This is a genomic window from Mesorhizobium sp. WSM4842 (genome assembly GCF_055901575.1).
Map to the genome: position 1 here is coordinate 412,601 of NZ_CM148372.1, position 23,149 is coordinate 435,749.

The following is a 23,149-nucleotide window of genomic DNA, read 5'->3' on the forward strand; positions in this document are numbered from 1 at the left end:
AGCCGCGGATCATTCGTCGGCGTCGATCTCATCATCGACGAGAACCATCTCGCCGTTCGAGAGGTTCGCCTCGACGCGGGCGAGCAGCTTGAACAACGCCTTCTGGTCCCTTTTATCGAGACCCTTCAGCGCCTGCTTCTCGGTCTTTTTCACCGATTTCTCGATGGCGTGGATGATTTCGCGGCCGGTGTCGGTCAGGAAGATGTGGGCCTGTCGGGCATCGGCGGAAGAAGCGCGCTTTTCCAGAAAGCCCTGGGCCTGCAGCCGGTTGATCGTCTTGGTGATGGTCGGCGGGCGCACACCGAGGCGGCCGGCGAGATTGCCGGGCGTCTGCCCGTCCTCACGGTCGAGCGCCAGCATGATCTGGTCCTGGCCGGCGTAGAAGCCGTGGGTCAGAAGCCGCGCGGCGAGTGCCGTACGCGCCAGCCGCGCCGCCGAATGCAGCCGGCTCATTGTCGCAGTCTTGTCCGCCTTGGCCATGGTCATCCCTCTTCGGGCCGAACCGGTGCGGACAGCATAGCGGCAGCCGCCCGGTTGGCAATCGACGATCAAACAGATCCGGCTTTGCAAAATAGCTTTGCCGGCAAGCAATGCGATGCCCGCCGTGGCTAATGCCAGAAGTTTATTTCAGTTAGATGACAAACGACTTTTCAGTGCAGGTGGAAGCTTTCCGCAGGAGCGACGCACACGCGAAACGGGACTCATGCAGCCTTTACTGCGACGATAATCAGGGCCTGATAGGCGTCCGCCACCTCGCGCAGCGCCGCCTGCGACAGCGGCCCGGCGCGCCGCGCGATACCGTCCCTGGCATTCGGCGTATCCCGCCTGCCGGACCGATCGGTGTAGGGCGCGACAGTGGTGAATATCTGCTCGCTCAGGCTGTCGGGGGAAAACAGCTGGCCGGTCATCACCGAATTGTCATCGGGAAAGACCTTGAAGTGGATGTGGGTGGTGCGGCCGCGATACCAGCCGGGATAGATGGTGGTGAAGGAGACGATGCCGGTGTCATCCGCCTTCTGCCAGCCGCGCAGAAAACTCTGGCCTGACGTATCGACATCCTGGCCGTCGCCTTGTCCCGGATAGCCCGAATAATGGCCTTGCGCGTCGCAATGCCAGATGTCGACGCGCGCCGGCAAGCGGCCGGCAGGCCGCGTCGACGACCTGCAGCCGCACATTGAGGCCAATGCCCGCTTTGCCTTCGGTGATATCGGCGCGTTCGAGCTTCGGGTCGAAATAGAACGGCCCCTCGGTCGCTTCCGGCGTGATCGCGCAGACGCCGGCACCGCTATCGAACAGGGCAAGCCCGGCATAGGGCGAGGCCTGCTGAGCCATCGCGATGCCCGGCAGAAAGACGCCGCCGCCCGCGCTGACGGCAATGAGGCCGAGCGCCTGACGCCGGCTCAAAGGCAAGGAGGACGGTTTGTCGGACATCCGGCACCTCTTCTGGTTCTTCTGAGCAAGCGACCTTGTTCTTAATCTAGGCAGTGAGACCCGCCAGCGCCAATGAAGTCCAGCGATGTTGGGAAAGTCCGGCAATGTTGGCGACCTGTTTGGCCCATCGGTTTGCCGCGTGCAAAAACACGGCGCACATCCTATATGGATCCAACAATCCCTTTTCGAGGCCCAACATGAGCGATGCACAGACGACGCAGATCCCCGTAACCGTTCTCACCGGCTATCTCGGCGCCGGCAAGACGACACTGCTCAACCGCATCCTTTCGGAAAACCACGGCAAGCGCTACGCCGTCATCGTCAATGAATTCGGCGAGATCGGCATCGACAACGAACTGATCGTGGAATCCGACGAGGAAATCTATGAGATGAACAATGGCTGCGTCTGCTGCACGGTGCGCGGCGACCTGATCCGCGTCGTCGAGGGCCTGATGCGCCGGCCAGGCCGCTTCGACGCCATCGTGGTCGAGACGACCGGCCTCGCCGATCCGGTGCCGGTGGCGCAGACCTTCTTCATGGACGAAGACGTGCGCTCCAAGACCAGGCTCGACGCGGTGGTGGTGCTGGTCGACGCCAAGCACCTGCCATTGCGGCTGAAGGATTCCCGCGAAGCCGAGGACCAGATCGCCTTTGCCGATGTCGTCGTGCTCAACAAGACCGACCTCGTCACGCCGGAGGAACTGAGCAAGGTCGAGGCGACGATCCGCGCGATCAACCCGGCGGCCAGGATCCATCGCACCACTCGCGCCGGCTTGGCGCTGTCGGAGGTGCTCGACCGCGGCGCCTTCGATCTTTCGCGGGCGCTGGAGAACGATCCGCATTTCCTCGAGGCGCATGACGACCACGATCATCATCATCACGACCATCACGATCATGACGGGCATCATCACCATGACGGGCACGACCATCACGCACACCCTTCCGATATCCATGACGTGACGGTGCAGTCGGTGTCGCTGCGCGGCGGCGAGATGGACCCGAAGAAATTCTTCCCGTGGATCGAGAAGGTCACCCAGATGGAAGGCCCGAACATCCTGCGGCTGAAGGGCATCATCGCCCTCAAGGGGGATGATGAGCGCTATGTCATCCAGGGCGTCCACATGATCATCGAGGGCGACCACCAGCGCGCCTGGAAGGACGGGGAGAAGCACGAGAGCCGGCTGGTCTTCATCGGCCGCGAGCTCGACGCCGAGCGGCTGAAGATGAGTTTTGAGGCCTGCCAGGCCGCTTGATTTCCAGGCCTTATAACGCTAGCGCTGCACCTTCTTTCCTTCTCCCCTTGTGGGAGAAGGTGGCCGAGCGAAGCTCGGTCGGATGAGGGGTGTTCCAGCTTGGCGCCAACCGCGCTTCGTCCAACATCCCTCAACCGTCTTGGCGCTGCGCGCCAATCCACCTTCTCCCACAAGGGGAGAAGGTCGCGTCGCAACTGGCCGCGCTAACGATTCCTCCGCAGCGGCAGGGCGACCACACCAATCTCGAATGGAATAATCTCACATGCCCACAGTCGCCCCGCTTGATCTCGATGGCCATTGCGTTGCCGCCGTCTTCCTTGGCGACGCGCCGCATTTCGCACTGGCCGACGGCACAATCCATCGGCTGGACCATGGCCACAAGACGGCGCAGGCTAATGACGGGCTGCTCGCCGCCTTCCACGATGCGGCCAACGACCGGCTGATCACCGGCGGCGAGGACGGCAAGATTTTTTCCGTTACCGCTGGCGGCAATGCGGCAGAATTGGCAAGCGCCGGGAAAAAATGGATCACCAGCGTCGCGGCTGGACCACAAGGCGCCGTCGCCTATGCCTCCGGCAAGTTCGCTTTTGTGCGCTTTGCCGACGGCAAGACTAAGGAATTCATGCATCCGCGTTCGGTCGAGGGGCTGGCGTTCTCGCCCAAGGGCATGCGCTTTGGTGTCGCCCGCTACAATGGCGCGACGCTGCATTTCCCGGCGGCGAACGGCAAACCGGTCGAGCTGGAGTGGGCCGGCGCCCATACCGGCATCACCTTCTCGCCCGATGGCGCCTTCCTCGTCACCACCATGCAGGAGAACGCGCTGCATGGCTGGAAGCTGGCCGACGGCAAGCACATGCGCATGAGCGGCTATCCCGGCAAAGTCAAAAGCCTGTCGTGGAGCGCCAAGGGAAAATGGCTGGCCAGTTCCGGCGCGCCGGCGGCGATCGTCTGGCCTTTTTCGGGCAAGGACGGGCCGATGGGCAAGGCGCCGCTGGAGCTCGGTACGCGCGGCAACGCCATGGTGACCTCGGTCGCCTGCCATCCCAGCCAGGATGTCGTCGCCGTCGGCTATGACGACGGCATGGTGATGGCGGTGCGTTTCGCTGACGCCAAAGAGGTGCTTCTGCGCCGACCGGGCAAGGGCGCGATCACCTCGATGATGTGGGATAGGGAGGAACGCCGCGTCGCCTTCGGCAGTGCCGCCGGCGACTGCGGCGTCATCGATATTTCCGCATAACCGGGAGTTCTCTACTCGGCCCCGCAGGAGACTTTGCCGGTCAACGCGGCAGGCATGCCATCGCCACCCGTGTCAGCCGTGCCCTCATAGATGGCGAGCGAATAGCGCCCGTCATAGGTGCCTTCTTCACTGGACTTGGTCACGATCGTCAGTTCGACAGAGCTGTAGGTGTTTGCGACCTCGTGCTCGCGATAGACGAGCAGCCGCAATTCCTTGCCGTCGAGCCAGTATTGTGTGAGGTTGGAATTCTCGAACACTGTCTTGCGCAAATCGTCGCCGACGGGTCTGCCGAGAATTTCGAGATCGCCCCGGAAATTGAACGTTGGACCGCCCATGCCTCTGGTGACGCCGGCTTCCACCTGGAATCTCACCGCTGCATCCTCGGCCGAGCACCAGATGCCGCCGGTGGCGAAGGCCGAGCCGGCCGATAACAGCAGCGTTGTTGCACAGAAGATCGTCCGCATCTTTCTTCCCCCAGCCACAAACCTTATCCGCATAGATGCTGGAGGATGCCCTCAGGTCAAGCGCCCGTCCTCTTCACCTTGGCCACTGAACCAATGCAGCGCAGCTGTCCGGCCAATTGCGGTTCCGGACGCCGATTGGCAAAGTGACGTATGAGAGGGACCTTCATGCATACAATCGACCATTTAAAGACTTCCATCGGCGGCATCAGCGCCGCCTGCATCGCCGATCTGCGCGAGACCGAGGCCGAAGCCTTCCGCGAGGCAAGGCCGAAATCGGCAGCCAAGGTCGGCAACGGCCTGCCGGGCTTCTTCGGCGGCGTGCCGATGCACTGGATGAACGACTGGCCGACGCCGTTCCCGATCCTGGTCGACAGCGCCAGAGGCGCCACCATCACCGATATCGACGGCAACCGGCTCGACGATTTCTGCCTCGGTGACACCGGCTCGATGTTCGGCCATTCGCCGCCGCCGGTCGCGCGCGCCATCCGCCGGCAGGCCGGGCGCGGCCTGACTTACATGCTGCCTTCCGAGGATGCGCGCGCCATCGGCCCGCTACTGCAACAGCGCTTCGGCCTGCCGTTCTGGCAGATCGCGACGACGGCGACCGATGCCAATCGCTTTGCGCTGCGCGTCGCCCGCACCATCACCGGCCGGGAAAAGATCCTGATCTTCAACGGCTGCTATCACGGCTCGGTCGACGAGACGATGGTGCGGCTGGTCGACGGCAGACCGGCCAACCGGCCGGGACTGGCCGGCGAATTCCGCGACCTGACCCGGACGACCGATATCATCGAGTTCAACGATGTGCCGGCACTCGAGGCCGTGCTCCGGGACAAGGATATCGCCTGCGTCATCACCGAGCCAGTGCTGACCAATTCCTGCATGGTGCTACCCGACCCTGGCTTCCACGAGGCGCTGCGGCGTCTCACCCGCGCGGCCGGCACCCTGCTGCTGATCGACGAGACGCACACGATTTCGACCGGTCCGGGCGGCTATACGAGGAAACACGGCTTGGAGCCGGACCTGTTCGTGCTCGGCAAGCCGATCGCCGGCGGTGTGCCGGCCAGTGTATGGGGGATGAGCGAAGACGTCGCCACCCGCTACGCCGCCTATAACAGCACCAAGGAACCAGGCTATTCCGGCATGGGCACGACGCTGTCGGCCAATCCGCTGCAGTTCGCGGTGATGCGCGCCACGCTCGAAGAAGTGATGACCGACGGGAATTATGCCCATATGGACCATCTGGCGCGGCGGCTCGACGCAGGGCTGACCGCCGTCATCGACCGTTACTGCCTGCCTTGGCATGTTGCCCGAGTCGGCGCCCGCGTCGAGTTCATCTGCGCACCCGGCCCGCTTAGGAATGGCGGCGAGGCGGAAACAGCGCACGCACCTGAGCTCGAAGCGGCGATCCATGTCGCGCTGGTCAATCGCGGCGTGCTGATCGCGCCGTTCCACAACATGATGCTGATCTCGCCGGCGACCAGCGCCACTCAGGTCAACCGTCTGATCACCGCCTTCGGTGCGGTTGCGGCAAGGCTCGCGGCATGAGACAAGCTTGCACATGAGAGAAGCGCACAAGCAAACTTTGAACGCCATCATCGCCTCCCCTTCTGGCTCGACCCTCGCCGAGGCACAAACCTTTCTCGACGCTCATCCAGAAATCGAAGCGTTCGACATCGTGCTGACCGACGCAAATGGCGTCGGGCGTGGCAAGATCGTGCGCCGGCACGAATTGATGAGCATCTTCGAGGGCGGCCGGCACATGCCGATCTCGATCCTCGGCCTCGACATCACCGGCGAGGACGTGCACGAGACTGGGCTGATCTGGACGACCGGCGACGGCGATCTCAGAGCATGGCCGATTCCCGGTACGCTGGTGCCGCTGTTCGGCACACAGCCGCCGCGCGGCCAGGTCCTGATGGCGATGTACCATCTCGACGGTCAGCCCATGTCCTCCGACCCGCGGCTGGCGTTAGCCCGTCAGGTGGAGATACTGGCGGCCAAGGGCCTGCGTCCGGCCGGCGCCTTCGAACTCGAATTCTTCCTGCTCGCCAACGAGCGCGACGCCGACGGCAAGGTGCAACCGGCGCACGCGGTGCTCGACGGCCGACGCTCGGCCAAGACCGAGGTCTATTCCGTCGACCATCTGCACGGTATGGAGCCGCTGTTTTCCGACATCTATGCCGCGGCCAAGGTGCAAGGCATCCCGGCCGAGACGGTCATTTCCGAATATGCGCCCGGCCAGTACGAACTGACGCTGAACTACCGCCAGGACGTGATCCGCGCGGCCGACGACCTCATAATGCTGAAGCGGCTGGTGCGGGCACAGGCGCGCCGCCACGGCGTCACCGCTTGCTTCATGGCCAAGCCGATCGAGAAATATGCCGGCTCCGGCATGCATTTCCATGTCTCGCTGCAGGACAAGGCCGGCAACAACGTCTTTGCCGAAGCCAGCGGCGAGACTTGGTCCTTGCCGCTGCTGCGCGGCCTGGGCGGCCTCATCCAGACCATGGCTGAATCGATGCTGGTGTTTGCACCGCACGCCAATTCATGGCGGCGTTTCGTTTCGCAATCCTATGCACCGGTGGCGCCGACCTGGGGCGTCAACAACCGCTCGGTGGCGCTGCGCGTGCCAGCGGGTGACGCGAAAAACCGGCGCATCGAGCACCGGCCGTCGGGCGTCGACGCCAACCCCTATTTGGTAGCGGCAACTGTGCTGGCCGGCATCACTAAGGGTCTCGACGAAGGCCTCGATCCCGGCCCTGAAACCACCGGCAATGGCTACGAATCGGCAATCACGCGCACCAACATGCCGGTGGACTGGCGCGCCGCGATCGAGGCGGCAAGGGCCTCCACATTCCTCAAAGGGGCGCTGGGGGAAGACCTGCACCGGACCTTCGTGGCGATCAAGCAATCCGAATATCTGCGGGTGGCGCGTACGGTCAGCGAACTGGACTATCACCTCTATCTGCATGAGGTGTGAGGCGATCGCATCGCCGGTCACTCTCCCAGCGAAAGCCTGGGTCCGGGCTATTTGAAGGAACCTTTCGGGGCTTCGCTCATTCCGCATCTGATCGCAGCAGCGGACAAGGCCGCATCAGCCATGATCGCCAGGATGCAGACAACTCCCGCGCCGCACCACGCCAAGGTGCAGGCAAGACGCTGGCCCAACCGTGAATTGCCTGAGACGGCGGAAGACGATGGCGCAAGCACCATTCCCGAACTCAGCGAAGTGGCGAAGGCCTGTCGCCGCTGTCCGCTATGGCGCAACGCGACACAGACCGTGTTTGGCGAAGGGCCTGATAAAGCCAAGGTGATCTTCGTCGGTGAACAGCCTGGCGACCAAGAGGATCTGGCCGGCAAACCTTTCGTCGGGCCGGCCGGTAAGGTCTTCGACGCCATCCTTGACGATGCCGGCGTCGACCGGCTGAAAGTCTATGTCACCAATGCGGTCAAGCATTTCAAATTCGAGCCGCGCGGCAAGCGGCGCATCCACTCCAAGCCGAATGCCGGCGAGGTGCAGGCCTGCCGCTGGTGGCTCGACAAGGAACTCGATCTGATAAAGCCCAATCTGGCGGTGGCGCTCGGGGCAACGGCTGCGCAGTCTCTGCTCGGTAAAGTTGTGCCGATCATGAAGATGCGCGGCGCGGTCGTGGAGCGCGAGGATGGCTTGCGTGTCTTCGTCACAATCCACCCGTCCTTTATCCTGCGCATCCGCGAGCCGGCGGACAAACAGGCCGAACGCGAGCGGTTCCTGAAGGATATGAAGGCGGTGAAGAGGCTGATGGCTGCCTGAGCCTATCTGATCAATACGGCCCGGAGATCATTGACGTTCGTCCCGGTTGGGCCGGGCACGAAGAGATCGCCGACGGCGTTGAATGCCGTCCAGGCATTGTTGCCGGCAAGCATCGCCTTGGCATCGACGCCTGCCGCCCGCATCCGCGAAACCGTCGAACCGTCGGCAAAGGCGCCGGCATTGTCCTCCGAACCGTCGATGCCATCGGTGTCAGCGGCCAGTGCATGGACGCCCTCCATGCCGCCGATGCCGATGGCGAAGGCGAGCAGGAATTCCGAGTTACGGCCGCCCCGGCCCTTTGCCCGCAAGGTCACCGTCGTCTCGCCGCCCGACAGGATCAGCACAGGCTTCGGGAAAGGCCGGTTGCGCGTCGCCACCTCGCGCGCGATCGCGGCGTGGACACCGCCGACCTCGCGCGCCTCGCCCTCAATAGAATCGGAGAGGATGACCGCCTCGATACCTTGGCGCCTGGCTTCGGCTGCGGCGGTTTCCAGCGATACGCCGGCCGAGGCGATCAGATGCACTTCGTTGCGCGAAAAACGCGGATCATCGACGCGCGGCGCATCGGCGGCCGGCGAATTGATATGCGCCATCACCGAAGCCGGCAGTTTCATGCCATAGGCGGCGATCGATGCCAGCGCCTCTTGGCGGTTGCCGGAATCGGGAACGGTCGGGCCGGAGGCAACCAGCGCCGGATTGTCGCCGGGAATGTCGGAGACCACCAGCGACACCACCTTTGCCGGATAGGCAGCTGCCGCCAGCCTGCCGCCCTTGATCGTGGAAACATGCTTGCGGATGGTGTTCATGGCGGCGATCGGTGCGCCGGAGGCAAGCAGCGCCTCGTTGACGGCGATCTCGTCGGCCAGCGTCAGACCTTCGGCAGGCGACGGCAGCAGCGCCGAACCCCCGCCGGAGATGAGCGCCACGACCAGATCATCCGCGGTCAGCCCCTGCACCTTTTCGAGCAACCGGCGCGAGGCTTCGAGACCGGCGGCGTCCGGCACCGGGTGCGCCGCCTCGATGATCTCGATGCGCTGGCAGGTCGCGCCATAGCCGTAACGGGTGACGACCAGCCCTTCTATCGGCCCGTCCCACACCCTTTCGAAGGCCGCCGCCATCTGCGCCGAGCCTTTTCCCGCACCAATGACGATGGTGCGCCCCTTAGGCCTTGCCGGCAGATGATCCCTGATGGTCCTCTGCGGATCGGCGGCGGCGACGGCGGCATTGAAGATGGCGATGAGGAAGGGCTTGGGATCGAGCGCGGTCATTTTGCTTCCGGCGGCAGTGCCAGCTCACGCCCGTCGACGCCGAGATGGCTGCACAGCGCGTCGACGACAACGCCGTGATCCTCACGCTCCGGCAGGCCCGAGACCGCGATCACACCGATCACGCCGGCACCTTTGACCGTTATGGGAAAGCCACCACCGGCCAGCACATAGTCTGATATGTCGAGCCCCTCACCGGGTTTGAAGCTGCGGTCGGGGCGCTGTTGCTCCAGCACCAGGCGGTAGGTGCTTCTCAAAAACCGCCGCACGACGTTGGTCTTGCGCCGCGCCCAGTCCGGGTTGGAGGCATTCGACCCCGGCATCGCTGCATAGAACAGCGGCCGGTCGAAGGTCCTGATGTCGACGATGATCGGCAGGTCTTCGGCTAGCGCCCGGTCGCGGATCGCCGAGCCGATCTTGAAGGCGACAGCCTCGTCGAAGACGGGGAAGACAAGCGTGGCTTCCTGTTTCTTGATCAGAGCGATGTCGTCCGCAACGGCCATGTCGTTCCCCTGTCAAATTCGCTGCAGGCTTTGACCGATGGCTGCCGCCGGGTCAAGCCGGGACGTGTGGGATAGCTAAGCCGCCATATCGGTCTTCATCGCCCGCCCGGCGACGTAGACCTCGCGCACGGCGCGGTCGTCGCCCAGCGTCTGCAGCAGAAACAGCTCCTCCGCCAGCGTGTCCGCCATCTCCATCCGCAACCGCATGGCCGGCGTGGCGCGGGCATCGAGGACCACGATGTCGGCATCGCTGCCTGGGTCGAGCGTGCCGATCCTTTCCACGATCGACAGCGCCTCGGCATTGCCGCGGGTGAGCTGCCAGAACGACTGGAACGGGTTGAGTTTTTCGCCGTTCAGGGCGATCGCCTTGTAGCCCTCGTCCATGGTGCGCAGCATCGAATAGTTAGTGCCGCCGCCGACATCGGTGGCGGCCGCGATCCGAAGAGCTTTGTCGCGCGTGCGGTAGCGCTGATAATCGAACAGGCCGGAACCGAGGAACAGGTTCGAGGTCGGGCAGAACACGGCCACCGAGCCCGCGTCCGAAAGCGCATCCGCCTCGCGTTCCGACAGATGGATGCAGTGGCCGAACAGGCTTTTGCGCCCGAGCAGTCCGTATTGCTCGTAGACATCGGTATAGTCGTGTGCCTGCGGGTAGAGTTGCAGCGTAAAGGCAATCTCGGCGTGGTTTTCCGACAGATGCGTCTGCATGTGCAGATCAGGATGTTCGCGGCAGAGCGCGCCCGCCATCTCCAATTGCTCGGGTGAGGAGGTGATGGCGAAGCGCGGTGTGATGGCATAGTGCTGGCGCCCCTTGCCGTGCCACTCGGCGATCAGCGCCTTGCTGTCGTCATAGGCCGATTGCGGCGTGTCGAGCACGCCCTCCGGCGCGTTGCGATCCATCATCACCTTGCCGGCGATGTTGAGCATGTTCCGGTCATGCGACTCGGCGAAGAACGCTTCGGCCGATTCCCTGTGGACCGAGCAATAGGCGGCGACTGTCGTCGTGCCGTGGCGCACCATCTCGTCGAGGAACAGCCTGGCGATGCGGCGGCCATGCTGGGCGTTCTGGAATTTGGTTTCCTCGGGAAAGGTGTAAGTGTTCAGCCAGTCGAGCAGCTCGGCGCCGTAGGAAGCGATAACCTGCATCTGCGGAAAATGCGCATGCGCGTCGATGAAGCCCGGCAGCAGCAGGTGCGGGCGGTGGTCAATCTTTATTACGCCTTCATGAGCTTTTCTCTCGACGTCGGCATAGGCGCCCGCGGCCACGATCCTGCCGTCGCGGAGCAGCAGGCCGCCGTCATCCTCGTAGCGCCAGGCGGCATGGTCGTCGACGGTCTCAGGCCAGCGCAGGAAGGACAGCGTGCGGCCGCGCAGGAGCGTGCTGGTCATGCTTATTTCCCCGCCTCCTCGAACCATGCCACCAGCAGCGCCCGCTCATTGTCGGTGATATGGGTGACGTTGGCGGGCGGCATCGCGTGGCTGCGGCCAGCCTGCAGGTAGATCTCGCGGGCTTGCTCAGCGATACCGGCGTCCGTGTCGAGCATCACACCTTTCGGCGCGTGATAGATGCCCTCGTAGGACGGCTCCTGCGCATGACACATCGAGCAGCGGCCAAGCACCGTGTCGCGCACTGCGGGAAAGTGCGCCGAGGCGACATAGACCTGTGCCGCCGAGGACGCCTTGACTTCGCCGGTCAGCACTTTCGGCACCGTTGACAGCCACATGATGACGACGAACAGGACGGCCGCCGCCAACCAGGTCCAGGTCGGGTTGCCTTTGCGCGCATGCATGGTGTTGAAATAGTGCCGGATCAGCACGCCGATGATGAAAACCAGCGAGGCGATCACCCAGTTGAACTCGGTGCCGAACGCCAGCGGGTAGTGGTTCGACAGCATGAGGAACAGAACGGGCAGCGTCAGGTAATTGTTGTGCAGCGAGCGCTGCTTGGCGATCTTGCCGTATTTCGGGTCGGGCTTGCGGCCGGCAATCAGGTCGGCGACAACGATCTTCTGGTTCGGAATGATGACCATGAAGACATTGGCCGACATGATCGTCGCGGTGATGGCGCCAAGGTGCAGGAAGGCGGCGCGGCCGGTGAACAGATGGGTAAGACCCCAGGCGATGAACACCAGCACGCCATAGAGCACCAGCATCAGGCCGGTGTCGCTCCTGCCAAGCGGCGAACGGCATAGGAGATCGTAGACCACCCAGCCGACGCCGATCGTCGCCAGCGACAGCAAGATGCCTGTAGGCACCGACATGGCGAGCACATTGGGATCGATCAGGAAGAGGTCCGCCCCGGCATAGTAGACGACGCACAGCATGGCAAAGCCCGACAGCCAGGTGGCGTAGGATTCCCATTTGAACCAGGTCAGGTGCTCGGGCATTTCGGCCGGCGCCACCAGATATTTCTGGATGTGGTAGAAGCCGCCGCCATGCACCTGCCATTCCTCGCCGAAGGCGCCGACAGGCATGCCCGGACGCTGGCGCAAGCCAAGATCGAGCGCGACGAAATAGAAGGACGAGCCGATCCAGGCTATGCTGGTGACGACATGCAGCCAGCGCACGGCGAAACTCAGCCAGTCCCAGAAAATCGCGAAATCCATCATTGAAAAGTCGTCCCTGCCGATCGGGTGACTTTACGGACTGGAGCGCAAACGGAAAGGGCCGAGCTGCACGATGACTTTCAAAAAAAATTGGAAAATACTAGGGTTATCCCTACGCAGCCGCATGAGAGCCCTAAAGCCGCATGGCCTATCTCGACAACATCGCCGTCTTCGTCCGCGTCGTCGAGCTTGGCAACCTGTCGGCGGCGGGCCGCGACATGCGCATCTCGCCGGCGGTCGCCTCCAACCGCATCAAGGAGCTCGAAAAGCACCTTGGTGTCAGGCTGTTCAATCGCACGACGCGGCAATTGATGCCGACCGAGCACGGCACCGTGTTCTATTCCGGCGCCAAGCAGGTACTGGAGGCGATCACCGAGGCCGAAGCCGCCGTCTCGGCGCTTTCCGGCCAGCCGCGCGGCACCATCAAGGTGACAGCGCCGCTCGGCCTCGGCCGCCGGCTGGTGGCATCCGGCATCCCGGATTTCCACGACAAATATCCTGACATCGAGGTTCGGTTGAGGCTTTCCGACCACAATGTCGACATCATGAAGGAAGGCATCGACGTTGCCTTCCGGCTCGGCATCATCGAGGATTCCAGCCTCAGGATGCGCGGCATCATGGAGTGCGAACGGGTGCTGGTGGCGGCACCGAAATATCTGGAGGCGCGCGGCGAACCGAACGAACCGCAGGAACTGATCGGCAAGAAGCACGACTGCCTGATGCTGCGCTACGCCGGCGCGCGCGAATATGTGTGGACGCTGCAGATGGCCGACGGCCCGCGGAAATTCGAAGTGCACGGGCCCTATGACACCGACGATGGCGACGTGCTGACCGGCTGGGCGCTGTCCGGCCGCGGCATCATCAACAAGCCGCGCTTCGAGGTCGAGCCGTTCATCCGCGATCGGCGGCTGAAGGTGATCCTGCCAGACACCCCGCCGACACCGGTGCAGTTCGCCGCCGTCTACCCGCACAAGAAGCTGCAGGACCCGAAGGTGCGGCTGCTGCTCGACTTCATGGCCGAGCGCTGCCAACGGCTGATCAAGGATATTCTGGCAGGCAAGTGACGGCTTGCTGGACCAGCGCAACCGGTTGCCATCCCTGGAGGTGGCGAACATAGTTCTGGTAGAACTTTCGCCTTGCAAGGACTATCGATGGGCAACGGCCCCACAATGCATCTCGCCGTTTCCTTGTTGCCGGGAAATGCTCCTTCCAGCGAGCCGCCAGCCGGCGGCGCGGATTTCAGCCTTCTGGCGCAGTTCTTGCAAAAAGCCGAAGCAGCCGGGCTGGACATGGTGCTTCTTGCCGATTCCGCGCCAGCTGCAGGCGGCGACGCACCGAACCGGCAACTGCCCTTCGAAGCGACGACCCTGCTGGCGGCGCTGGCGACGGTGACCAGCAGGATCGGCCTCGTCGCCGCGACATCGACGGTCGCCCACCAGCCCTACAATCTGGCGCGCCGTTTCGCATCGCTCGACATCATCAGCCATGGTCGTGGCGGCTGGAATTCGACGATGATGCAGGATCCGACCGAGGCGGCCAATTTCAGCCGGCCAGAAGGGTTTTCCGGCGACGATTTTCGCCGACGCGCCGAGGAATTCATCGGTATCGTGCAAGGCTTGTGGCGAGGCTGGGATGCGGATGCCCTGCTGTTCGACAAAAGCGAAGGCCGCTTCTTCGATCCCGAAAAGATGCACCTGCTCGACCACAAGGGCGAGTTTTTCTCTGTGCGCGGGCCGCTGAACGTTGCACGCTCGCCGCAGGATATGCCGGTGCTCGTCATGTCAGGCCTGTCGGAGCCCGACATGGACATCGGTGCCCGCGTCGCCGATGTCATCCTGCTGGACGAGCCATCGATCGCGGGCGCCAAGGCTGACGATCTGAAGCGCCGCGCGCTTGCGTTCGGGCGTAGCCCCGGCGCGATAAAGGTGCTGATGAACGTCGCGCCGGGTGCTGAAATGGCCGCCAGGCCGGACGTTATCGCGGACAGGCTCGAAGAGTCCTTCCGGTCGAAAAGCTGCGACGGTTTCAATATACTCATGCCGCCGCTCGAGTCTGTGCTCGACAATTTCGTCGACCTCGTACTGCCGGAGCTTCGTCGCCGCGGCCTTCTCCGGTCGGATTATCCCGGCGCGACGCTGCGCTCCCATCTCGGACTGGCCGGGGAGGAGGGACAATGACCGCCCGTCAGATGAAGCTCGGCGCCTTCCTGTGGGCAACAGGCCACCACATTGCCGCCTGGCGCCATCCGCAGGCGCATGCGACGGCGGGGGTCGACATCGACCATTACGTCCAGCTGGCGCGGACGGCGGAGGCGGCGAAATTCGACCTGTTGTTCTGCGAGGACGCCGCCGGCGTGCGCGAGGCCAATGTTAATATTGCCAGCCAGACGTCACGCTCGATCGGCTTCGAACCCATCAGCCTGCTTGCAACTCTCGCGGTCCAGACCAGCCACATCGGTCTCGTCTCCACGGCGTCAACAAGCTACAACGAGCCTTACGGGCTGGCGCGGACTTTTTTGTCGCTCGACCATCTGAGCAGCGGCCGTGCCGGCTGGAATCTCGTCACGTCCGCCAGCCACATCGAAGCCGCCAATTTCGGCTCGACCGGCCTGCGCCCGCATGCCGACCGTTATGAGCGCGCGCGTGAATTCGCTGGCGTGGTGACCGCACTCTGGCGAGGCAAGCTCGACGGGGTTTCCGGACCTGGTCACGACGGCAGAAGCTTTTCGGTGCGCGACCCACTCGACCTGCCGCGCTCGCCCCAAGGCGCGCCGGTCATGGTTCAGGCCGGAGCATCGGACGAGGGCAGGGATCTCGCCGCCCGGACCGCTGACGTAGTGTTCACGGCGGCGCAAACGTTCGAGGAGGCAAAGGCCTTTTATGATGATCTCAAGGGACGGCTGGCGGCTTATGGGCGCGAGCCGGACGACATCAAGATCATGCCGGGCGTCGCGCCGATCGTGGCGGCAACTGAAGCGGAAGCCCGGGCAAAACATGAGGAGTTGCAGGAGCTGATCCCTGACGATGTCGGCGTCGCGCTGCTGTCCAGCTATCTCAGTATCTCCGATCTCGCGCGCTATCCCATCGATGGGCCCTTGCCGGAGCTGCCGCCCAGCGAAGGCATGCAGAGCCGGCAGGCGCTGGTCATCGAGCAGTCACGCCGCGATAACCTGTCCATTCGGCAGCTTGCGCGCCATTTCGCCGGCGCGCGCGGCCATTGGCGCGTCGTCGGCACACCGGCTCAGATCGCCGACGAGCTCGAAGCACGGTTCGAGGGCGGCGCAGCTGACGGCTTCAACGTCATGCCATCTTATTTCCCTGGTGAGTTCGATGCCTTTGCCACGCTTGTCGTGCCGGAACTGCAGCGGCGCGGCCTGTTCCGCAAGGACTATAAAGGCACCACGCTGCGCGACCATCTGGGTTTGAAGCGGCCGATGTGAGCAGCACGCTACGGAAGCGCGCCTGCGCGAAAATGCAACTCGGCGGGATATTAGCCGTCAGCCGGCCATCGCCTTGCTGTGAGAGGCTGGGCGCGGCGCGGCTGATGCCGTGGCATGGGCGGCCAACGCCGTCATGATCTCGGCTGCGGCGAGTGCCGCGATCACCTGCGGGCGCTTGTCCTTGACCGCATCGCCGCCGATCGGCGAGACGAGGCGGGCAAATTCCGCCTCGCTGCCATCCGCCGACTTCAGGAACCAGCTCCTGAAGGTCGCCCTTTTGGTTTTCGAGCCGATCATCCCGACATAGGCGGCATCCCGGCGTTTCAGCGCCTCGGCGACGATCAGGAAATCCAACGCGTGGTCGTGGGTGAGGACGACGAAGGCAGCCCCGGCCGGGGCCTTGCGCACCATCGCCTCGGGCATTGGCGTCAGCCCTGTTTCGACCGCGCCCGGCATGCCCTCCAGTGCCTCGGCCCGCGTCTCGACAACGACGACACGTACCGGCAGCAAGGCCACTGCCGAAGCCAGCGCATGGCCGACATGGCCACCGCCGAAGATGTAGACGTGCGGCAGATGCGCTTCCTCGGCTTCCGCCGCAGCAACCAGCTCTCGCGCCAGCGCCGCGTCGACCAGCCGGATCAGCACCTCGACCCTGCCGCCGCAGCACTGCCCGATCTCCGGCCCGAGCGGGATGTCGAGCGTGGCGCGGATATCCCTCCCCCTCGAGGGGAGGGTGGCGGCGAAGCCGTCGGGTGGGGTCGCCGCGGCAGTGCTCGACGCTCTGGCGGTGCCTTCTGAGACGACCCCCTCTGGCCGCTCCGCGGCCATCTCCCCCTCAAGGGGGGAGAAAAGCATCTGCCGTGCCTTGTCGATTGCCATGTATTCGAGTTGGCCGCCGCCGATCGTGCCAAAAATCGCCGAGCCCGAGACGAGCATAAAGGCGCCCTTCTCGCGTGGGGTCGAGCCCTTTGTCCCGGCCACTTCGACCAGGGCGACCCGGCCGGCGCCGGCAAGAAAGGCTTTTAGGCTTTGCACTTTCGCGTTCATCATTCGCTTTCCCTGTCGGGAAATATAGAGTTTTTCGGCCTGAATTGCACGCTTTCTGGGATTCCAAGGCTGGTTCACGTGCTGGTCTTGGCTTCCCTCTTCAGCCGTTCGATCGCCATCAGCACCCGCTCCGGCGTCGCCGGTGGGTCGAGGCGCGGGCAGATCCGGTGGTCGGCAACGCTTGCCACCGCATCCGACAGCGCATGCAGCACCGACATGCCGAGCGGGAGCGGCGGCTCGCCGACCGCCTTGGAGCGGTGCACCGTCGGCTCGTGTGCCTCAGGCCAGTCGGCCAGCGTCACATTGAAGATCTTCGGCCGGTCCGAGGCGAGCGGAATCTTGTAGGTCGACGGCGCATGGGTGCGTAGCCGGCCCTTGTCGTCCCACCACAGTTCCTCCGTCGTCAGCCAGCCCATGCCCTGGATGAATCCGCCCTCGACCTGGCCGAGGTCTATGGCGCGGTTCAGCGAGCGGCCGGTCTCGTGCAGGATGTCTGTGCGCTCGACCATGTATTCGCCTGTCAGCGTATCGACCGAGACTTCCGAGCACGCGGCGCCATAGGCGAAATAATAGAAGGGGCGGCCCTCGCCCTTGTCGCGATCCCAATGGATTTTCGGCGTCTTGTAGAAGCCCGCCGCCGAAAGCTGGATGCGCGCCATGTAGGCCTGCCTGACGAGATCGGCGAAGGCGATCTCCTGGTTGCCGATACGCACCCGGTTGGGCAGGAACAATACCTGATCGCGCGGCACCTGGTATTTTTCGGCTGCGAAGTTGGTCAACCGCTCCTTGATCTGCCGGGCCGCGTTCTGCGCCGCCATACCATTGAGGTCGGAACCGGACGATGCGGCGGTCGCCGAGGTGTTCGGCACCTTGCCGGTCGTCGTCGCGGTGATCTTGACCTGGTCGAGGTCGATCTGGAATTCTTCCGCCACCACCTGCGCCACCTTGACGTAGAGGCCCTGCCCCATCTCGGTGCCGCCATGGTTCAGATGCACCGAACCGTCGGTGTAGACATGCACCAGCGCGCCGGCCTGGTTGTAGTGGGTGGCGGTGAACGAGATGCCGAACTTGACCGGCGTCAGCGCCAATCCACGTTTGATGAAGCGGCTGTTGGCGTTGAACGCTTCAATGGTGCGGCGGCGCCTCGCATAGTCGCAACTCGCCTCCAGTTCGGCGACGATGCGGTGGATGATGTTGTCCTCGATCGTCTGGTGATAGGGCGTGACATTGCGGTCGCTGGTGCCATAAAAGTTCTTCTTGCGGATTTCGAGCGGGTCCTTGCCGACGGCAAAGGCGACCTCTTCGATGACGCGCTCGGCCCCGACCATGCCTTGCGGACCGCCGAAGCCGCGGAAGGCGGTGTTCGACACGGTGTTGGTGTAGAGCGGCGCCGATTGCGCGTGCACCGCCGGCCAGAAATAGGTGTTGTCACAGTGGAACAGCGCTCGGTCGGTCACTGGTCCTGAGAGGTCCGCCGAGAAGCCGCAGCGCGTCGCGAACATGAAATCGACACCGAGAATATTGCCCTCGTCGTCGAAGCCGACCTCGTAGTCGACCAGAAAGTCGTGGCGCTTGCCGGTGGCGATCATGTCGTCGTCACGGTCGGGCCGGATTTTGACGGCGCGATGATGTTTCTTCGCGGCAATAGCGGCCAATACTGCAAACTGGTTGCCCTGCGTTTCCTTGCCGCCGAAAGCGCCGCCCATCCGGCGGATCTCGACCGTGACGGCATGGCTCGGCACGCCGAGCGCATGGCTGACCATGTGCTGGATTTCACTCGGATGCTGGGTCGAGGAATAAATCGTGACGTCCTGATCCTCGCCCGGAATGGCCATGGCGATCTGGCCTTCGAGATAAAAATGGTCCTGGCCCCCGATGCGCATTTTTCCCTTCAGCCGGCGCGGCGCCGCGTTGATCGCAGCCGCGGCATCGCCGCGCCTCAGGGTCAGCGGCGGCGTGACAAGCTTGTCCTTCCTGGGATCGAGGACGCCGATGTCGGTGACGAAAGGCAATTCCTTGTATTCGACCTTGGCCAGCCTCGTTGCACGGCGCCCCTGCTCGCGGGTTTCGGCGATAACGCAGAAGATCGGCTGGCCGAAGAACTGCACCTTGCCGTCGGCCAGCACCGGTTCGTCGTGACGGCCGGTCGGCGAAATGTCGTTTTCGCCCGGCACGTCACTGGCCGTCAGCACGTCGACGACACCGGGTGCTGCGCGCACCGCCGACAGGTCCATGCTGGTGATGGTGGCGTGCGTGGCCCTCGAAAGCCCGAGGCAGCCATGCAGCGTGCCTGATGGTTCCGGCATGTCGTCGATGTAGACGGCGGTGCCGCGGACATGCTTGTGGGCGGAATCATGGCGCTGGTCGGTGGCAACGCCACCAGCGATTTTCTGTGCCCTGAGGTTGGGAGCGTGGCGGGTCATGGCGCGCCTCTCCTCCCTTCTCCCCGTCCACGGGGAGAAGGTGGCCCGAAGGGCCGGATGAGGGGCAGCGTTGACGTTGACGAGCTTGCGAATATCGATCGAGGACGGCGCCGCCCCTCATCTGCCTGCCGGCATCCTCTCCCCGTAAACGGGGAAAAGGACGCTACTCGTGATCGTTCGGCTGTCTGTTTGCCTGAGGTAATATACAAGCTCATCACGCCACCTCGTGGCGCGATATCTGGATCGGCGCCTTGGTGCCGCTGGTCTCGGCGAAGAACCGCAACAGCAGGTTGCGCGCCGCCAGCGCCCGGTATTCGGCGCTCGCTCGCATGTCGGTCAGCGGGGTAAAGTCTTTGGCGTACTCGGCCATGGCCGCCTCGACCGTCGCCTCCGTCCAGGGCCTGCCAAGCAGCGCCTCTTCAACTGCGGCCGCCCGCTTCGGCGTTGCCGCCATGCCGCCATAGGCGATCCGGATATCCGCCACCGTGCCGTCGCCGGCCAGGGTCAGCAGGAATGCGCCAAGCGCTGCGGTGATGTCCTCGTCACGGCGCTTGGTGATCTTGTAGACGGCGAATTTGGTGTCCCTGCCCGGCACTGGGACATGCACGGCCTCGACGAACTCGCCCGGCTGCCGATCCTGCTTGCCATAGGCGATGAAGAAATCTTCGAGCGGGATCGTCCGCCGCTTGTTGCCCCGGCGCAGCGTCAGCCGCGCGCCGAGTGCGATCAGCGGCGGCGGCGTGTCGCCGATCGGCGAGCCATTGGCGATGTTGCCGCCGATCGTGCCCATATTGCGCACCTGGTCTCCGCCGATGCGATCGAACAGCGGCCCGAGCGCGGGTATGCGCTTCGCCAATATTGAGAAAGCTTCGGTATAGGTGACACCAGCGCCGATCGAGATGATGCCCTTATCCTCGGAAACCGCGCAGAGCCCGTCGAGATTGCCGATGAAGATCGCCGGCGAAATCTCGCGCATATGTTTGGTCACCCATAGGCCGACATCAGTCGAACCGGCAACGATGGTAGCGCCGGGCTCCTTATCGAGCACAGCGGCGAGATCGTCGGTATTCGCCGGCACGATCAGCCGCTGCTTGCCGGCGCCGATCTCGATACGCGACCCGTCTTTCACGGCCGCAAGCTTGGCCGTGATGGCCTCGCGCTCCGCCGCCAGCGGGTCTTTCGCCGTCTTGCCGTAGCTGGAGATGGCGCGCGCGGCGCGGATGATCGCTTCGTAGCCGGTGCAACGGCAGAGATTGCCCTGCAGCGCCTTTTCGATGGCCGCATCCGACGGCTCCGGCGACCGCATCCACAGAGCGTAAAGCGACATGACGATGCCCGGCGTGCAGAAACCGCATTGCGAGCCGTGAAAGTCGACCATCGCCTGCTGCACCGGATGCAGCCTATCGCCGTCGCCACGCAGATGCTCGACGGTCACGACATGCGTGCCATCGAGCGAGCCAAGGAAGCGGATGCAGGCATTGACGCTTTCATAGACCAGCCGGCCGGCAGAGAGCCTTCCGACCAGAACGGTGCAGGCGCCGCAATCGCCCTCGGCGCAACCTTCCTTGGTGCCGCGCAGCGAGCGCTCGAGCCGCAGCCAGTCGAGCAAGGTCTCGTCGGGCGCAACCTTGGTCAACGCAACCTTCTCGCCATTGAGGATGAAGCGTATCTCGCTGCGTGTTTTGAGCCTCGTCATGTCTCAGCTCCCCCGATAGGTCGAATAGCCGTAGGGGGATATAAGCAGCGGCACATGATAGTGCACCGGCTCGGCCATGCCGAAGCGGATCGGCACGCTGTCGAGGAAGGCCGGTTCCGGCAGTCTCAACCCCTGCCGGCGCAGATAGTCGCCGGCAGCGAAGACCAGCTCGTATTCGCCGGTGCGGAATTCCGCATCGGCAAGCAGCGGCGCGTCACAGCGGCCGTCGGCATTGGTGACCGCTGTCTTCAGATGCGTCCGCATGTCGTCGTTGATGCGGTAAAGCTCGATCGACAAACCTGCCGCCGGCCTGCCGGTCGCGGTGTCGAGGACATGGGTCGTCAGACGTCCGCCTTCGGCTTTCGACGTTTCCGCCACTGGCTGCTCCCATTCCGGTACACTCAAAACGTGCTTGACGAATTGTGCGCCAATTAAAGGCGATGCATAAGTCCCGGTCGAGTGAAGTGCTGCAAAAACACTTTCAAAAATTTTCGGGGGAATGCGCAAGCGGCCCTTTCGACTATCCTGATCACACTATCCGGCAGGAGTGACAATGCGTTACGAACGAGACATGCGTGGCTACGGCGCAAATCCGCCGGATCCGAAATGGCCTGGCGGGGCGCATGTAGCGGTGCAGTTCGTCGTCAATTACGAAGAGGGCGGCGAGAACTGCGTCCTGCACGGCGACAAGGCTTCGGAGGCCTTCCTGTCCGAGATCGTCGGCGCCGCGCCCTGGCCCGGCCAGCGCCACTGGAATATGGAATCGATCTACGAATATGGCGCGCGTGCCGGCTTCTGGCGATTGCTGCGTCTGTTCACCGAGGCTGAGGTGCCGGTCACCTGCTACGGCGTCGCCACGGCGCTGGCGCGTTCGCCCGATCAGGTCGCGGCGATGCAGGAGGCCGGCTGGGAAATCGCCTCGCACGGCCTGAAATGGATCGACTACCGCGACCATGCGCCAGAGGACGAGCGCCGCGACATGGAAGAGGCGATCGAACTGCACTACGAGGTGACCGGGGCACGGCCGACCGGCTGGTACACCGGCCGCACCTCGATCAACACCGTGCGGCTGGCGGCGGAAGAAGGTGGCTTCGACTATGTGTCGGACACTTATGACGACGAGTTGCCCTACTGGTTCGAGCATGACGGGCCTGACGGATCGGCGAAGCCGCAGCTCATCATCCCCTATACGCTCGACGCCAACGACATGCGCTTCGCCACGCCGCAGGGCTTCAACTCGGGTGACCAGTTCTTCGCCTATCTCAGAGACAGTTTCGAGACGCTCTATGCCGAGGGCAAGGCAGGACGGCCGCGCATGATGAACATCGGCCTGCACTGCCGTCTCGTTGGGCGGCCGGGTCGGGCCGCGGCGCTCAAGCGCTTCGTCGACTACGTCAAATCGCACGACAGGGTCTGGCTGGCGCGGCGCATCGACATCGCCAGGCACTGGCAGGAAACCCATCCGTTCCGGCCGCCGGCGCTGCGCCCGTCGAAGATGGAGTTCGAGGCTTTCGTCCAGGCTTTCGGCGGCGTGTTCGAGCATTCGCCGTGGATCGCCGAGCGCGCCTACGAACTGGAACTCGGCCCGGCGCATGACAGCGCCGGCGGCCTCCATAATGCGCTGTGCCGTATCTTTCGCGGCGCCAGCGAGGCCGAGCGGCTCTCCGTGCTCAACGCCCATCCCGACCTTGCCGGAAAACTGGCGCGTGCCAAGCGGCTGACGGCGGAATCGGCGAGGGAACAGGCCTCCGTCGGGCTTGATGCGCTGACCGACAAGGAGCGCGAGCTGTTCTCAAAATTCAATGCCGCCTACGTCACTTCCTTTGGCTTTCCCTTCATTATCGCGGTGAAAGGCAAGACCAAGGCGGAAATCCTGGCTGAGTTCGAGGCGCGCATCGGCAACGGCCACGACGTCGAATTCGAAACCGCCTGCAAACAGGTCGAGTGCATCGCGCTGCTTCGCCTCAAGGACATTCTTCCGTAATAAGC

At 63.8% G+C, this 23,149-nt stretch carries 19 protein-coding genes and 1 pseudogene; 9 read left to right on the forward strand and 11 right to left on the reverse strand.

Translation table 11 applies throughout. The features are described 5' to 3' along the window. Positions 1-9: 9 nt before the first annotated feature. Together AC0NIE_RS01860 and AC0NIE_RS01865 are read right to left on the reverse strand one after the other, a co-directional pair. The gene (locus AC0NIE_RS01860; protein ID WP_473484298.1) at positions 10-480 is read right to left on the reverse strand and encodes a MarR family winged helix-turn-helix transcriptional regulator; all 471 of its coding nucleotides are present in this window, start codon (positions 478-480) and stop codon (positions 10-12) included. 147 nt (positions 481-627) lie between these two features. Further along, a pseudogene (locus tag AC0NIE_RS01865) lies at positions 628-1,431 on the reverse strand (intradiol ring-cleavage dioxygenase). Between the two features lie 197 nt (positions 1,432-1,628). Between AC0NIE_RS01865 and AC0NIE_RS01870 the strand changes: the two are divergent. Beyond that, the gene (locus tag AC0NIE_RS01870) at positions 1,629-2,684 is read left to right on the forward strand and encodes a CobW family GTP-binding protein (RefSeq protein ID WP_123146329.1); all 1,056 of its coding nucleotides are present in this window, start codon (positions 1,629-1,631) and stop codon (positions 2,682-2,684) included. A gap of 262 nt (positions 2,685-2,946) precedes the next feature. Beyond that, complete coding sequence (locus AC0NIE_RS01875) at positions 2,947-3,921, forward strand: WD40 repeat domain-containing protein (RefSeq protein ID WP_473484300.1); 975 nt, start codon at positions 2,947-2,949, stop codon at positions 3,919-3,921. An 11-nt stretch (positions 3,922-3,932) separates the two neighbouring features. Here AC0NIE_RS01875 and AC0NIE_RS01880 read toward each other — a convergent pair whose 3' ends face one another. Further along, positions 3,933-4,385 carry a hypothetical protein gene (locus AC0NIE_RS01880; protein ID WP_473484302.1) on the reverse strand — a complete coding sequence of 151 codons (453 nt, stop codon included), beginning with the start codon at positions 4,383-4,385 and terminating at the stop codon, positions 3,933-3,935. A gap of 165 nt (positions 4,386-4,550) precedes the next feature. Between AC0NIE_RS01880 and AC0NIE_RS01885 the strand changes: the two genes are divergently transcribed. The 3 genes from AC0NIE_RS01885 to AC0NIE_RS01895 all read left to right on the forward strand — a co-directional run bounded on the left by AC0NIE_RS01885 (position 4,551) and on the right by AC0NIE_RS01895 (position 8,181). Next, positions 4,551-5,933 (forward strand): aspartate aminotransferase family protein, encoded by a 1,383-nt coding sequence (locus AC0NIE_RS01885; protein ID WP_473484305.1) that lies wholly within the window; start codon positions 4,551-4,553, stop codon positions 5,931-5,933. A gap of 13 nt (positions 5,934-5,946) precedes the next feature. Beyond that, a complete protein-coding gene (locus AC0NIE_RS01890) occupies positions 5,947-7,368 on the forward strand; it encodes a glutamine synthetase family protein (protein ID WP_473484307.1) in 1,422 nt (473 codons plus the stop codon). 87 nt (positions 7,369-7,455) lie between these two features. Further along, positions 7,456-8,181 (forward strand): UdgX family uracil-DNA binding protein, encoded by a 726-nt coding sequence (locus AC0NIE_RS01895; RefSeq protein ID WP_473484550.1) that lies wholly within the window; start codon positions 7,456-7,458, stop codon positions 8,179-8,181. 2 nt (positions 8,182-8,183) lie between these two features. Here the strand turns inward: AC0NIE_RS01895 and AC0NIE_RS01900 are convergent, their stop codons facing one another. The 4 genes from AC0NIE_RS01900 to AC0NIE_RS01915 all read right to left on the reverse strand — a co-directional run bounded on the left by AC0NIE_RS01900 (position 8,184) and on the right by AC0NIE_RS01915 (position 12,558). Then, positions 8,184-9,449 carry a glycerate kinase type-2 family protein gene (locus AC0NIE_RS01900; protein WP_473484310.1) on the reverse strand — a complete coding sequence of 422 codons (1,266 nt, stop codon included), beginning with the start codon at positions 9,447-9,449 and terminating at the stop codon, positions 8,184-8,186. After that, on the reverse strand, positions 9,446-9,949 hold the full coding sequence (locus tag AC0NIE_RS01905; RefSeq protein WP_473484313.1) for a heme-degrading domain-containing protein: 504 nt from the start codon (positions 9,947-9,949) through the stop codon (positions 9,446-9,448). The genes AC0NIE_RS01900 and AC0NIE_RS01905 overlap by 4 nt, the downstream gene beginning before the upstream one ends. Before the next feature lie 75 nt (positions 9,950-10,024). Continuing rightward, positions 10,025-11,338, reverse strand: coding sequence for a guanine deaminase (gene guaD, locus AC0NIE_RS01910; protein WP_473484315.1), 1,314 nt, complete (start codon positions 11,336-11,338; stop codon positions 10,025-10,027). Between the two features lie 2 nt (positions 11,339-11,340). Next, a complete protein-coding gene (locus tag AC0NIE_RS01915) occupies positions 11,341-12,558 on the reverse strand; it encodes a urate hydroxylase PuuD (protein ID WP_473484318.1) in 1,218 nt (405 codons plus the stop codon). 140 nt (positions 12,559-12,698) lie between these two features. Between AC0NIE_RS01915 and AC0NIE_RS01920 the strand changes: the two genes are divergently transcribed. From AC0NIE_RS01920 to AC0NIE_RS01930, 3 genes are all read left to right on the forward strand, one after another. Beyond that, positions 12,699-13,619, forward strand: coding sequence for a LysR family transcriptional regulator (locus tag AC0NIE_RS01920; RefSeq protein WP_123146318.1), 921 nt, complete (start codon positions 12,699-12,701; stop codon positions 13,617-13,619). A gap of 87 nt (positions 13,620-13,706) precedes the next feature. Then, the gene (locus tag AC0NIE_RS01925) at positions 13,707-14,732 is read left to right on the forward strand and encodes an LLM class flavin-dependent oxidoreductase (protein ID WP_473484321.1); all 1,026 of its coding nucleotides are present in this window, start codon (positions 13,707-13,709) and stop codon (positions 14,730-14,732) included. Next, on the forward strand, positions 14,729-15,994 hold the full coding sequence (locus tag AC0NIE_RS01930) for an LLM class flavin-dependent oxidoreductase (RefSeq protein ID WP_473484323.1): 1,266 nt from the start codon (positions 14,729-14,731) through the stop codon (positions 15,992-15,994). The genes AC0NIE_RS01925 and AC0NIE_RS01930 overlap by 4 nt, the downstream gene beginning before the upstream one ends. A 57-nt stretch (positions 15,995-16,051) precedes the next feature. On the opposite strand, the gene xdhC is transcribed toward AC0NIE_RS01930, so the two are convergent. The 4 genes from xdhC to uraH form a co-directional block, all read right to left on the reverse strand. Then, on the reverse strand, positions 16,052-17,041 hold the full coding sequence (xdhC, locus tag AC0NIE_RS01935; protein ID WP_473484552.1) for a xanthine dehydrogenase accessory protein XdhC: 990 nt from the start codon (positions 17,039-17,041) through the stop codon (positions 16,052-16,054). Positions 17,042-17,115: 74 nt separating this feature from the next. Further along, positions 17,116-19,464, reverse strand: a complete 2,349-nt coding sequence (gene xdhB / locus AC0NIE_RS01940) for a xanthine dehydrogenase molybdopterin binding subunit (RefSeq protein ID WP_473484325.1) — start codon at positions 19,462-19,464, stop codon at positions 17,116-17,118. Positions 19,465-19,678: 214 nt separating this feature from the next. Further along, positions 19,679-21,160: a xanthine dehydrogenase small subunit gene (gene xdhA, locus AC0NIE_RS01945; RefSeq protein ID WP_473484327.1), complete on the reverse strand. Its 1,482-nt coding sequence runs from the start codon at positions 21,158-21,160 to the stop codon at positions 19,679-19,681. A gap of 3 nt (positions 21,161-21,163) precedes the next feature. Next, positions 21,164-21,538, reverse strand: a complete 375-nt coding sequence (gene uraH / locus AC0NIE_RS01950) for a hydroxyisourate hydrolase (RefSeq protein ID WP_095493926.1) — start codon at positions 21,536-21,538, stop codon at positions 21,164-21,166. 175 nt (positions 21,539-21,713) lie between these two features. Between uraH and puuE the strand changes: the two genes are divergently transcribed. Then, positions 21,714-23,144, forward strand: a complete 1,431-nt coding sequence (gene puuE, locus AC0NIE_RS01955) for an allantoinase PuuE (RefSeq protein WP_473484329.1) — start codon at positions 21,714-21,716, stop codon at positions 23,142-23,144. The last annotated feature ends 5 nt before the right edge of the window (positions 23,145-23,149 follow it).